The organism is Superficieibacter electus, from assembly GCF_002915575.1.
Taxonomy (GTDB): domain Bacteria; phylum Pseudomonadota; class Gammaproteobacteria; order Enterobacterales; family Enterobacteriaceae; genus Superficieibacter; species Superficieibacter electus.
Genome location: NZ_PQGD01000001.1, coordinates 279,008 through 291,914, shown reverse-complemented (window position 1 = coordinate 291,914; position 12,907 = coordinate 279,008). Strand labels below are relative to the sequence as shown.

At 51.2% G+C, this 12,907-nt stretch carries 11 protein-coding genes and 1 pseudogene; 7 read left to right on the top strand and 5 right to left on the bottom strand.

Going from position 1 to position 12,907, the window contains the following annotated elements:
• Nucleotides 1-16: 16 nt before the first annotated feature.
• Both fruA and CHU32_RS28505 read left to right on the top strand, forming a co-directional pair.
• The gene (gene fruA / locus CHU32_RS01435; RefSeq protein WP_103674300.1) at nucleotides 17-1,708 is read left to right on the top strand and encodes a PTS fructose transporter subunit IIBC; all 1,692 of its coding nucleotides are present in this window, start codon (nucleotides 17-19) and stop codon (nucleotides 1,706-1,708) included.
• Nucleotides 1,709-1,826: 118 nt separating this feature from the next.
• Nucleotides 1,827-2,234 (top strand): annotated as a pseudogene (locus tag CHU32_RS28505) (transposase); the annotation flags it as partial.
• A gap of 81 nt (nucleotides 2,235-2,315) precedes the next feature.
• On the opposite strand, the gene CHU32_RS01430 reads toward CHU32_RS28505, so the two are convergent.
• The 4 genes from CHU32_RS01430 to CHU32_RS01415 all read right to left on the bottom strand — a co-directional run bounded on the left by CHU32_RS01430 (nucleotide 2,316) and on the right by CHU32_RS01415 (nucleotide 5,894).
• On the bottom strand, nucleotides 2,316-2,990 hold the full coding sequence (locus CHU32_RS01430; RefSeq protein WP_103674299.1) for a hypothetical protein: 675 nt from the start codon (nucleotides 2,988-2,990) through the stop codon (nucleotides 2,316-2,318).
• Complete coding sequence (locus tag CHU32_RS01425) at nucleotides 2,983-3,804, bottom strand: hypothetical protein (RefSeq protein ID WP_103674298.1); 822 nt, start codon at nucleotides 3,802-3,804, stop codon at nucleotides 2,983-2,985. Before CHU32_RS01425 ends, CHU32_RS01430 begins: the two co-directional genes overlap by 8 nt.
• Nucleotides 3,805-3,923: 119 nt before the next feature.
• On the bottom strand, nucleotides 3,924-4,772 hold the full coding sequence (gene nfo / locus CHU32_RS01420; RefSeq protein ID WP_103674297.1) for a deoxyribonuclease IV: 849 nt from the start codon (nucleotides 4,770-4,772) through the stop codon (nucleotides 3,924-3,926).
• 72 nt (nucleotides 4,773-4,844) lie between these two features.
• The gene (locus tag CHU32_RS01415) at nucleotides 4,845-5,894 is read right to left on the bottom strand and encodes a YeiH family putative sulfate export transporter (RefSeq protein ID WP_103674296.1); all 1,050 of its coding nucleotides are present in this window, start codon (nucleotides 5,892-5,894) and stop codon (nucleotides 4,845-4,847) included.
• Between the two features lie 119 nt (nucleotides 5,895-6,013).
• Between CHU32_RS01415 and yieE the strand changes: the two genes are divergently transcribed.
• Entirely contained in the window at nucleotides 6,014-6,880 is an 867-nt protein-coding gene (gene yieE / locus CHU32_RS01410; protein ID WP_103674295.1) for a DNA-binding transcriptional regulator YeiE, read from the top strand.
• Between the two features lie 189 nt (nucleotides 6,881-7,069).
• A complete protein-coding gene (locus tag CHU32_RS01405) occupies nucleotides 7,070-8,539 on the top strand; it encodes an amino acid permease (protein WP_103674294.1) in 1,470 nt (489 codons plus the stop codon).
• Nucleotides 8,540-8,725: 186 nt separating this feature from the next.
• Here CHU32_RS01405 and fghA read toward each other — a convergent pair whose 3' ends face one another.
• Complete coding sequence (gene fghA, locus CHU32_RS01400) at nucleotides 8,726-9,562, bottom strand: S-formylglutathione hydrolase (protein WP_103674293.1); 837 nt, start codon at nucleotides 9,560-9,562, stop codon at nucleotides 8,726-8,728.
• Nucleotides 9,563-9,699: 137 nt separating this feature from the next.
• On the opposite strand from fghA, the gene CHU32_RS01395 reads away from it, so the two are divergent.
• The 3 genes from CHU32_RS01395 to yeiB all read left to right on the top strand — a co-directional run bounded on the left by CHU32_RS01395 (nucleotide 9,700) and on the right by yeiB (nucleotide 12,806).
• Nucleotides 9,700-10,848, top strand: a complete 1,149-nt coding sequence (locus CHU32_RS01395; RefSeq protein ID WP_103674292.1) for a YbfB/YjiJ family MFS transporter — start codon at nucleotides 9,700-9,702, stop codon at nucleotides 10,846-10,848.
• 104 nt (nucleotides 10,849-10,952) lie between these two features.
• Complete coding sequence (folE, locus tag CHU32_RS01390) at nucleotides 10,953-11,621, top strand: GTP cyclohydrolase I FolE (protein ID WP_103674291.1); 669 nt, start codon at nucleotides 10,953-10,955, stop codon at nucleotides 11,619-11,621.
• Nucleotides 11,622-11,648: 27 nt separating this feature from the next.
• On the top strand, nucleotides 11,649-12,806 hold the full coding sequence (yeiB, locus tag CHU32_RS01385; RefSeq protein ID WP_103674290.1) for a DUF418 domain-containing protein YeiB: 1,158 nt from the start codon (nucleotides 11,649-11,651) through the stop codon (nucleotides 12,804-12,806).
• The last annotated feature ends 101 nt before the right edge of the window (nucleotides 12,807-12,907 follow it).

The following is a 12,907-nucleotide window of genomic DNA, read 5'->3' as shown; positions in this document are numbered from 1 at the left end:
CAGCAGGAGAGGCATAATGAAAACGCTGCTGATTATTGACGCCGGTCTCGGACAGGCTCGCGCTTATATGGCGAAGACTCTGTTAAGTGCTGCGGCGCAAAAAGCACATGTTGAAATCACCGACAACCCGAACGACGCGGAACTGGCGATTGTTCTGGGCTCGGCCCTGCCTGCGGACAGCGCGCTGAACGGTAAACAGGTTTTTCTTGGCGATATCAATCGTGCGGTGGGGCATGCGGAGCTGTTTCTGAGCGAAGCTAAAGCGCAGGCCACGCCGTATACCGCTCCCGTCGCGGCTCCTGTAGCGTCCGCAACCCCAGCGGGTCCGAAACGCATTGTTGCTGTAACCGCGTGTCCGACGGGTGTGGCGCATACGTTTATGGCGGCGGAAGCCATCGAAACCGAAGCGAAAAAACGCGGCTGGTGGGTAAAAGTAGAAACCCGTGGCTCCGTAGGCGCGGGCAACGCTATTACGTCAGAAGAAGTGGCGCAGGCCGATCTGGTGATTGTGGCGGCGGATATCGAAGTGGATCTGGCGAAGTTTGCCGGTAAGCCGATGTATCGCACCTCTACCGGACTAGCGCTGAAGAAAACCGCGCAGGAACTGGATAAAGCGCAGGCGGAAGCCCGTCCTTATCAGCCTGCGGGGCAGACTCAGACGGGCGGCGAAACCAAGAAAGAGAGCGCAGGCGCTTATCGTCATCTGTTGACCGGCGTGTCTTATATGCTGCCGATGGTCGTGGCAGGCGGTCTGTGTATCGCGCTTTCCTTCGCGTTCGGGATTAAAGCCTTTGAAGTGAAAGACACCCTCGCGGCTGCGCTGATGCAGATCGGTGGTGGCTCTGCATTCGCGCTGATGGTACCGGTGCTGGCGGGCTTTATTGCCTTTTCCATTGCCGACCGTCCGGGCCTGACGCCGGGTCTTATCGGCGGTATGCTGGCGGTCAGCGGCGGTTCCGGCTTCATCGGCGGGATCATCGCGGGCTTCCTCGCGGGCTATGTGGCGAAACTGATCAGCACGCAGGTGAAACTGCCGCAGAGTATGGAATCGTTGAAACCTATCCTGATAATCCCACTGTTCTCCAGCCTGATTGTCGGTCTGGCAATGATTTACCTGATTGGCAAGCCGGTGGCGGGTATCCTGCAGTGGCTGACCGTCTGGCTGCAAAACATGGGCACCGCGAATGCCGTTCTGCTGGGCGCGATCCTCGGCGGCATGATGTGTACCGACATGGGCGGTCCGGTGAACAAAGCGGCTTACGCCTTTGGTGTCGGCCTGCTGAGTACCCAGACCTATGCGCCGATGGCGGCGATCATGGCAGCCGGGATGGTTCCACCGCTGGCAATGGGCGTGGCAACGCTGGTAGCCGGTCGTAAGTTTGACAAAGGTCAGCGCGAAGGTGGGAAAGCGGCACTGGTGCTGGGACTGTGCTTTATCTCTGAAGGGGCAATTCCGTTTGCCGCCCGTGACCCGATGCGTGTTCTGCCATGCTGCATTGTTGGTGGCGCGGTGACGGGGGCTATCTCCATGGCGATTGGCGCAAAACTGATGGCTCCGCACGGTGGTTTGTTTGTACTGCTGATCCCGGGTGCGATCACGCCGGTGCTTGGCTACCTGCTGGCGATCATCATCGGTACGCTGGTGGCGGGCCTGTCCTACGCGTTCCTGAAACGTCCGGATGCGGAGACAGTGGCGAAAGTCGCTTAATCTTGTTGGGTTGTAAAAAAAGGGCCGATTGTCGGCCCTTTAAATTGCTGACATAGTCATGGTCTTAAGACCGGGACTTTGACCTAATAAGGTCAGTGCAATTAATGGACTGATCGCCATGCTCAGGCACCCTTCTCCACAGCAATGCCAGTTTGAAACCTTCATCTTTGATGAACTGGTTCCCTAAGACCACCTGGTGCTCAAAATTAATGCTGTTATCGATTGAGTTCATCCGCGATACCATAAACACCTTTGCAATGCCGATAACGGCAGAACGACTATTGACCCGGTACGCCTGATTAAGATGATGTTGCTGGGATATCACCCTGGCATCACGTTAGAGCGTCATCTGGTGAAGGGAATCCAGGTAACAACGCCTACTACTGGTTCCAGCGCATGAACCTGACGAAGAAAACACAATACCTCCACTACCAGCAAGGTCCGTAGCCGCTGTTTCAATGCCAGTGACGCCTTCCTGAAGATTTTTGATCATATCGTAGAGCAGGCGCTGGCGTGTGGTTTGGCGGCCATAGAGTGTTACCGCAATGCAAAACTGAAAAATATCGCGCTCGTGACCTGCGATCGCTTATAATACAGAATTCGTACACTAACATGGAGGAATGTCAGCAGTCTGAGGGCCCGACTTGTCGGCCATTTTTAATGAAAAAATATAATACGATAAATGTGGCTGGTTTTTTGCGTGGGATAACAGGGGCTCATAGATATAATTTCGTGTAACTTTAGCAGTAATGTCAGGGGGAAAATATGCTGTATAGTATTTAAGCTCTTTTTCAATGTCGTGTTCATCGCGCTTTTGGGTTTTAAAAAAAATATCCCCAGTAAGGGAAATATTTATTGTAATTGGATTGCGATTATTGGCAAAATCTGCGCGACTTTTATAATATTTTACGAATACTTCGCCATTCTTTTGGTAAGCATAAAATATATTTGCATCATGTGGTTTTTTAAACTTTTGATTCAAAAAAAAAGCATCTGTAACTAGTTTGTTAATTCTGTCTTTATAAGATAAGTAAAAATATGTTTCGCTCATATCATTGTTTTCATAAATCCTGTTCCATTTCCCTTTATACATAATTGACTTCGCATTTCGTATCCATTGACCATTATTATCTTTATTTTTAGTATAGGTAATCATATTAATAACAAGGTGGTTGAGTATATCCTGATCGCCATAAATCTCAAATTCAGGAAGTTTTTTAAAACAACCGGGTAGTAAAAATATAAATAACAATATGGAAAAAATATGAAACATCTTAATCATTTGGCTTATTTTTCCTGTGATCATTGAAAATGCTTTGGTCGACAGACTTTACAAGGGCACCGTTCTTGAAACATTGCATAGGAAGTGCCTTTATGGGCTTTTTTTCATCTGGAAAAAGGGCATCCCACCCGTTATCTTCCTTATCAGCTACCATATATGTTGGAGAAAAAGACCATCCTATATTGAACGTTCGTATTAGTGATGTTTCTCTTATATCGGGATAGTATGAAGGGTATGTGTATTCTGTCTGTCCCCAAATATCAACATTTCTGAAATTGGCAAGTTTAGATAGTTTGCTGGCGAAACCATCGCCGGAATCTTTATCTTGGAAACTGCTACGACAACCATACATAACAAACATAGCACCTGTATCGGTCCAGTTGAAATTAATATCATCCCATCCCCGTACTATATTCAATTGTTGTGGGTAGCCGTTAACAGCAGGAGTGTTTACAGTATATTGAGTTGTCGGGCCATCTACTTTCCCTACGTGTGAAAATATGCCTATCTCTTTTACCTTTGCTTTATCTATTCCGCCATTTTGATCGATGCGGTTTGCTATAATTTTTTTGATTTGATCGAACCTACTGATTGATACGGGATAAACTTTATGTGTTTCTTTTTTATATTCTGGTGAATATAAAATATTAAAATAACGGGTCATACAAGACTCTTCAAAAAGTGAACATCGACTATCATCTTTTTCGTTAACCCAAAATAACAAGGTGAGCTCTTTTATCCGAGTTATTTTTTGGTGAATGATGTTGTTATCTTGTGTACTGGTTGTTCCAGTAGTCACTTTCTTATCTGGCATCGATTATTCATCCTTAAAATATTCATGACATTTATTAATCTGAGTGAACATCAAACTTTAGACGTTCACTCAAGTTATATTAAGCACAAATATCAGAATTACTATTATTTTTTACTCTTTCACCCTACCTTCTGCTGCGCCTTCAGCCACGCAATCTCTTGCGCCCAGATATCCGGGTTTACCGTTTCCAGAATTAATGGAATACCGTCGAAACGCTCATCCTGCATAATCCAGCGAAATGCGTCGTGGCCGATATTACCTTCGCCCAGGCTATGATGACGGTCAACCCGGCTGGCAAACTGGCTTTTTGCATCATTGAGATGCATCCCGCGCAGGTAAGTGAAGCCAACAATACGTTCAAATTCAGCGAAGGTTTTAGCCGTTGCTTCCGCGCTGCGTAAATCATACCCGGCGGCAAAAGCATGGCAGGTATCAATGCACACGCCAACGCGGGATTTATCCTCAACGCCGTCAATAATGGCCGCCAGATGTTCAAACCTGAAACCGAGATTACTGCCTTGTCCGGCAGTATTTTCAATCACTGCCGTTACGCCCTGGGTTTTTTCCAGCACGATATTAATAGACTCTGCAATACGCGCGAGGCATTCCTCCTCCGGAATCTGCTGTAAATGGCTACCGGGATGGAAATTTAATAGCGTTAACCCCAATTGCTGGCAACGTGTCATCTCATTTAAAAAGGCTTCGCGGGATTTTTCCAGCGCTTCAGCGACAGGATGACCGAGATTAATCAGATAGCTATCATGGGGCAGGATTTGCGCGGGGGAATAATGATATTTCTCGCAGGCCGCTTTGAAGTCTGCAATGTTTGCATCGTTTAACGGTGCAGCGCGCCATTGACGCTGATTTTTGGTGAACAGAGCAAAGGCGGTTGCCTCGATTTCAGCGGCACGAACAACCGCATTCGCCAACCCGCCAGCGGCGCTGACATGCGCTCCAACATACTTCATAACACACTCCTGATAAACCCGCCTGGGCAAGACGCTCTATCATAGCGGGTTAACAGGAGGAAGTTGTAGGGTTTATCTTAATAGCGAGTGGACTATCAGGTTGATCGCGCCACCACCAACAATCAGCCAGATGAACAGCGTCAGAGCCATAAGCAGCGGTTTGGCTCCCGCTTTTTTTAGCGCGCTAACGTGCGTGGTCAGACCGAGGGCAGCCATCGCCATCGCAAGGAAAACCGTATCAAGCGTAATCAGCGTATCAACCACGGCTTTTGGCAGCAGGTGGAACGAGTTAAAGATGGCGACAACAATAAACAGTACCGCAAACCACGGGATGGTAATTTTGTTCTTCTGCTCCCCGGAGGCGGGCGCTAATTGACGTACCCGCGCAGCCAGAATTAATAAAAAGGGAGCCAGCATCATGACGCGGATCATTTTGGTAATCACCGCTGCGTTTTCCGCCTGCGGTGCAACCGCATGACCGGCTGCAACAACCTGCGCGACTTCATGCATTGTCGAGCCGATATAGATCCCGTAATTTTCGCGGCTAAATTCTGTTGCCAGAAGATGATACATCGCCGGATAAAGGAAGATAGCGATGGTGCCGAAAATGACTACGGTTGCGACAGCAACGGTGACTTTACTGGCCTCGGCTTTGACTACCGGCTCTGTGGCCAGTACCGCGGCAGCACCGCAAATACTGCTGCCTGCGCCAATCAGCCACGTTGTTTGTTTATCGAGGCCAAAGAGTTTTTGCCCCACAAAGCAGGCGATGATAAACGTGCTGGATAATGTCAGGATATCAATCATCACGCCGCTGACACCAACATCTGCAATCTGAGCAAACGTCAGGCGAAAGCCATATAAAATGATCCCAAGGCGTAACAGGCGCTGTTTGGCAAATTGCACGCCATAATCGCAATGCGAGTTGATGCCAGAATATACGGTATTGCCGATAAGCATCCCGAGCAGGATTGCCAGCGTTAGCGCGCTAAAACCTGCGCCTGCGACGGCAGGGAACGACCCTGCCCATATAGCCACACTTACCAGGACGGCGCACAGCACCAGACCTGGAATGTATCGCCATACCTGGCGCTGCGGTGTGCTTGTTATTACGTCAGTCATAACCCTCTCCTTTATCTGTGAATAAGGTTATGCCGCAGCGGTATAAAAATGAAATTGATTATATGTTTATAATTAATCAGAATAAGTGGTAAGTGCTCTTTTCATCCTCTGGAACCGTCATGCATATTACGCTACGTCAACTTGAAGTCTTCGTGGAGGTGCATCAGTGTGGCTCTACAACGCAGGCGTCGCAAAAACTGGCGCTGTCCCAGTCGGCGGTGAGCGCGGCGCTGACCGACCTTGAAGGCCAATTGGGCGTGCAGCTTTTTGATCGCGTAGGTAAGCGGCTGGTCGTGAATGAACATGGCCGGTTATTGTATTCACGTGCGCTGTTATTGCTTGAAGATGCCGGTGAAATAGAAAAGCTGTTTAATGAGGATAACGGCGCGCTCCGTGTCTCAGCGAGCAGCACGATTGGCAATTATATCCTGCCAGAAGTCATTGCCCGATACCGGCATGACTTTCCCGAACTGCCACTTGAAATGAGCGTGGGCAATAGTCAGGACGTGGTGAATGCTGTGGCTGATTTTCGTGCCGATATTGGTCTTATTGAAGGTCCGTGCCACCATGTTGATATCATTGCCGAGCCATGGCTTGAAGACGAACTGGTGATCTTCGCCGCACCCTCATCATCCCTGTTCGACGCGCCGGTAACGTTGGATACACTGGCGGCTGCCCCGTGGATCTTGCGCGAGCATGGTTCCGGGACGCGCGAAATCGTCGATTTTTTACTGCTTTCCCATCTTCCCCAGTTCCATCTGGGAATGGAACTGGGCAACTCTGAGGCCATTAAGCACGCGGTACGCCACGGTCTGGGGATTAGCTGCCTTTCCCGACGCGTTATTGCCGAACAGCTGGCATCAGGGACGCTGCGGGAAATTGACACTCCTCTGCCACGTCTGACGCGCACGCTATGGCGCATTAGCCATCGCCAGAAGCGGCTGTCGAATGCACTGCTACGTTTTCTGGGCTACTGCGACCAATAATGCAATGCATGCTCTGTTCTGACGCCTGCCACTACCTACAATGACGATTCGCCAGAATCAAACGGGAATGCTTTACTTATAATCCCGGGATGATCATGAAGGTCTCTTATAACTGCGCATTTGTGCCGGATGAGGGCCGTTTGGTCTGCTACAATCGCGCCTCAATTTATGGATGGACAGTATTTTCCTATGGTTTCCCAAACTAAAACCACACAAGCGCCCGCGCTACGCCGCGAACTCAAGGCGCGTCATCTGACGATGATTGCCATTGGCGGCTCCATCGGTACAGGGTTATTTGTTGCTTCCGGGGCGACGATTTCTCAGGCGGGTCCGGGCGGCGCGCTGTTTTCCTATATCCTTATAGGTCTGATGGTCTATTTTCTGATGACCAGCCTGGGCGAGCTGGCTGCCTATATGCCGGTCTCCGGTTCATTTGCCACCTATGGGCAGCAATATGTTGAGGAAGGCTTTGGTTTCGCGCTGGGCTGGAACTACTGGTACAACTGGGCGGTGACAATTGCGGTCGACCTGGTTGCCGCGCAACTGGTGATGAACTGGTGGTTCCCGGACACGCCCGGCTGGATCTGGAGTGCGCTGTTCCTGTGCGTCATTTTCCTGCTCAATTACATCTCGGTTAAAGGCTTCGGTGAAGCAGAATACTGGTTCTCGCTGATCAAAGTGGCGACGGTAGTTATCTTTATTATCGTCGGCCTGATGATGATCCTCGGGATTTTCCAGGGCGCAGAACCGGCGGGCTGGAGCAACTGGAGCATTGGCGAAGCGCCGTTTGCTGGCGGCTTTGCGGCGATGATTGGCGTGGCGATGATCGTCGGCTTCTCTTTCCAGGGAACCGAGCTGATTGGTATCGCTGCCGGAGAATCTGAAGATCCGGAGAAAAATATTCCACGCGCCGTGCGTCAGGTATTCTGGCGTATCCTGCTGTTCTACGTCTTCGCGATTCTTATCATCAGCCTCATCATTCCGTATACCGATCCGAGTCTGCTGCGTAATGATGTTAAAGATATTAGCGTCAGCCCCTTCACGCTGGTCTTCCAGCATGCTGGCCTGCTCTCTGCGGCAGCCATTATGAATGCGGTGATCCTGACGGCGGTACTGTCAGCCGGTAATTCGGGCATGTATGCGTCTACCCGCATGCTGTACACCCTGGCCTGCGATGGCAAAGCGCCGCGCATTTTTGCAAAACTGTCGAAAGGAGGTGTGCCGCGTAATGCGCTGTATGCTACGACGGTTATCGCCGCGCTCTGCTTTCTGACGTCTATGTTTGGTAATCAGACCGTTTACCTGTGGCTGCTGAACACTTCTGGCATGACCGGGTTTATCGCCTGGCTCGGTATTGCTATCAGCCATTATCGTTTCCGTCGTGGCTATGTGCTGCAAGGTAACGATATCAACAACCTGCCTTATCGCTCTGGCTTTTTCCCGATTGGGCCGATTTTTGCTTTCGTGCTGTGCCTGATTATCACCCTGGGTCAGAACTATGAAGCGTTCCTGAGTGATACCATTGACTGGGGCAGCGTGGCGGCAACCTATATCGGTATTCCACTGTTCCTGATTATCTGGTTCGGCTATAAGCTCACCCGAGGCACACGTTTTGTGAGCTATCGTGAAATGACATTTCCCGAGCGGTTTAAAAAATAAATCTGTTTGTGAATAACCACAACCCGGCAAATGTATTGCCGGGTTTCAGCGTGTCGACAATCTTTATTGAGTGGAATAATGCAGGCCGGCGCATCGCTTGCGCAGGACTGCAATTGGCATAACCTTTTGATATTCAATCTGCTGTAGGCCGGGTAAGGCGAAGCCGCCACCCGGCACCGTTTTTGATTATTTCTGCAGATGCTGCGCGTGAAAGCGCAGGTGATCCTCAATAAATGAGGCAATGAAATAATAGCTATGGTCGTAACCCGGTTGGGTGCGTAGCGTCAGCGGCCAGTGGCGTTGGCTCGCCACGTCAGCAAGACGTGCAGGCTGAAGCTGATCGGCAAGAAATTGATCGCTGTCGCCCTGGTCGATAAGCACAGGCAGGTACTGCCCTTTGCCGGCAGCCTCCATTAATGCGCAGCTATCCCATTCCCGCCAGGCTGCGGTATCATCTCCCAGATACGTCCTGAAGGCTTTTTGCCCCCACGGGACATTGAGCGGATTAACAATGGGGGCGAATGCCGAAACGCTGGTGTATTTACCGGGATTTTTCAGCGCCATAATCAGTGCGCCATGACCGCCCATTGAGTGACCGCTGATAGCACAACGGTCACTGACGCTAAAGTTATCCTGAATCAACGTCGGCAGTTCATCGCGCAAATAATCATACATCCGGTAGTGCGTCGCCCACGGTTGTTCAGTGGCGTTCAGATAAAACCCCGCGCCTTTACCCAGGTCGTAGCCTTCATCGTCAGCCACGTCGTCACCGCGCGGGCTGGTATCTGGCATCACCAGCACGATGCCCAGTTCAGCCGCCACCCGCTGCGCGCCCGCTTTGGTGGTAAAATTCTCATCGTTACAGGTTAAACCCGACAGCCAGTACAGTACCGGCGGTGGCGTAGTGTCTTTCGTCGGCGGTAAGAAGATACTGAACGTCATGGCGCAATTCAGCGTCGCGGCATTGTGCCGCCAGCGTTGCTGCCAGCCTTCAAAACAGCGATGTTCCTCAAGCAGTTCCATTCTGGCTCCCTATGTTGTGATGTAAAACAATTTTAACATCATACAGGCGATCAATGTCCGGTGAGTAATTTTCACTTCCCCAATACTCATCCATACTGCATCATAAACATAACTTTACATTAACATTTGAGGTGGGCATGGCGCTGCGGATCGCGTTCAGCGGTTTTATTGTTCTGGTCGTGGCGATGGGAATAGGGCGTTTTGCCTTCACACCTCAGGTGCCGCTAATGATTGCCGGGGGCCAGCTTAATCTTACCAGCGCGGGCCTGGTTGCTGCCGTCAATTACCTGGGCTACCTGGTCGGCGCATGGGACGCCATGCGTGCACATCGGCATGTCGAAATGCGCCTTTATCTGGGCATTTTTGGCGTCGTGGCGCTCACTTTTCTCTCAGCGCTCGCTGATAATGCGCTGACACATGGCGTGCTGCGTTTTGTGATCGGCGCAATGAGCGGCTGGGCAATGGTGATGACGGCAGGCTGGACCAATGAACAGCTTTCCCGTTCGGGGCATGCCAGCCTGAGTGCTGCGGTGTTTGCTGGCCCCGGTGGCGGCATTGCGATAAGCGGCCTGTTGGCGGTGGCGATTCAGGCAAAGGCCCTGAGCGCCAGCGATGCCTGGCTGGTTTACGGCGTACTGGCGTTGGTTTTGGTTACCTTTATTGCCCGTTATTTACCGCGACCGGGCGCGCTTCATCGCAGCACAGAGATCCCCGAGCCGCTGCAATTGACCCCTGATCTTAAACGCCTGGTCTGGAGCTATGCGCTTGCCGGATTTGGTTACATTTTGCCGGCAACCTTTCTTTCGCAGATGGCGGCGCTACGCTTTCCCGGCAGTTTGTTTGCTCAGTTCGTCTGGCCGATGTTTGGCGTGGCGGCTATCGTCGGTATCGCCCTGAGTATCCTGACGCGTAAAACGGGCCACAGTTATCAGCGGCTGGCCATTGTTTTATGGTTACAGGCGATAGGTGTACTGGCCGCCGGGTTAGTGCCTGGCATGAGTGGTCTGGTGCTGGGGGCAATACTGGTCGGCGGCGGTTTTCTGTGCGCACTCCAGCTATCGTTACAGTACGGTCGCGAGCTGGCTCCGGAACATATCCGTTATATGGCGGGACTGCTGACCACGGTTTACGCGGTAGGGCAGTTAGTGGGGCCGGCAACCTCTGCGCTGTCAACCTGGCTTACCCATCGTCTGGAGCCTGCACTGGGCCTGGCGGGGATAACATTATTCATTGCAGGTCTGCTGGTATGGAAACCGCATAGTCAAAGGCAACAACAATTGCAATAATTATCATCGTGGATACTGGATTATGTGCGCCACCTCACGCACAATAAGTATGCACTTTGCTCAACCAAGGCAAAGGCCGCCACACCTGCAGGAGAAATATAACGATGTCATTACTCAGTAAAGAAGCTGCACTTGTTCATGAAGCGCTGGTTGCTCGTGGGCTGGAAACGCCACTGCGCCCACCGGTGCGTGACATGGATAACGAAACCAGAAAACGCCTGATCTCCGGGCACATGACCGAAATTATGCAGCTGCTCAATCTCGACCTGAGCGATGACAGCCTGATGGAAACGCCGCACCGCATCGCCAAAATGTATGTTGATGAGATTTTCTCGGGTCTTGATTACGCTAATTTCCCGAAAATTACCGTCATTGAAAATAAAATGAAGGTGGATGAGATGGTGACCGTGCGTGATATCACCCTGACCAGCACCTGCGAGCATCACTTTGTCACTATTGATGGTCAGGCAACGGTGGCCTATATTCCGAAAGAGTCGGTGATTGGCCTGTCTAAAATTAACCGTATCGTACAGTTTTTTGCCCAGCGTCCTCAGGTGCAGGAGCGTCTGACGCAGCAAATCCTGACCGCCCTGCAGACGTTGCTGGGGACAAATAATGTGGCGGTATCTATTGATGCAGTGCATTATTGTGTCAAAGCGCGTGGCATCCGTGACGCAACCAGCGCCACGACGACGACCTCCCTCGGCGGCCTGTTTAAGTCAAGCCAGAACACACGTCAGGAGTTTCTGCGCGCGGTACGACATCGCAGCTAATCATGCCTGACAGGTAAAAGAGGGTCCATGGAACGAAACATTACGCTGGATTTTGTGCGTGGCATGGCGATCCTCGGTATTTTGCTGCTCAATATTACCGCCTTCGGTTTGCCGAAGGCGGCCTATCTTAACCCCGCCTGGTATGGCGACATCACCCTCCGGGACGCCTGGACATGGGCGGTGCTCGATCTGATCGCACAAGTTAAATTCCTGACGCTTTTTGCTCTGCTTTTCGGAGCCGGTTTGCAGCTTTTGCTGGCGCGAGGTAAGCGCTGGATTCAGTCACGTTTGACGCTGCTGGCGTTACTGGGTTTTCTGCATGTGCTGTTTTTTTGGGAGGGTGATATTTTACTGGCCTATGCGCTGGTGGGACTGATCTGCTGGCGGATGATCCGTGACGCCTCGCAGAGTAAAAACCTCTTTAATACTGGTGTCGTGCTGTATCTGATGGGCATCGGTATCCTGCTGCTGTTGGGGAAAATTTCCGGCACCGGTAATCCACGTGCGTGGGTGCCGGATATCGCTAATCTCCAGTACGAGCATTTCTGGCGTATTCAGGGAGGAACAGAGGCTATCAGCAACCGTCTGGATATGCTGTCAAACAGTCTACTGGCTCTCGGTGCGCAATACGGATGGCAACTGGCCGGGATGATGTTGATTGGCGCAGCATTAATGCGTAGTGGCTGGCTGAAAGGGCAGTTTAGCCTGGCACACTACCGTCGCATCGGTGTGCTACTGGTGACTACCGGTATTCTTATCAACGTGCCCGGTATCATCGCCCAGTGGTACGTGGGATGGGATTATCGCTGGTGTGCGTTCTTTTTACAGGCACCGCGCGAGCTGAGCGCGCCGTTTCAGGCGATCGGTTATGCGGCGCTGGCGTATGGATTCTGGCCCCAGCTTTCCCGCTTCCGGCTGACGGGGGCTATTGCCTGCGTGGGGCGGATGGCGCTCACTAATTACCTGTTGCAAACGCTTATCTGCACGACCCTGTTCTGGCAATTTGATCTGTTCATGAAATTTAACCGGTTGCAGCTGCTGGCATTTGTGCCCTCCGTCTGGCTGGTAAACCTCCTCTTTTCTGTTTTCTGGCTGCGTTATTACCGGCAAGGGCCAATTGAATGGCTCTGGCGGCAATTAACCGCACGTGCTTCAGGGATATCATTATCGGGTACATCCAGATAACGATCTGGATCACAATCATTAACAAAATGGATGTAACCGTTTTCATTCGTGTGACCTCTCTCACGTAGTCAGTACACCATCGCTGCCAGAATGGTCTCCTT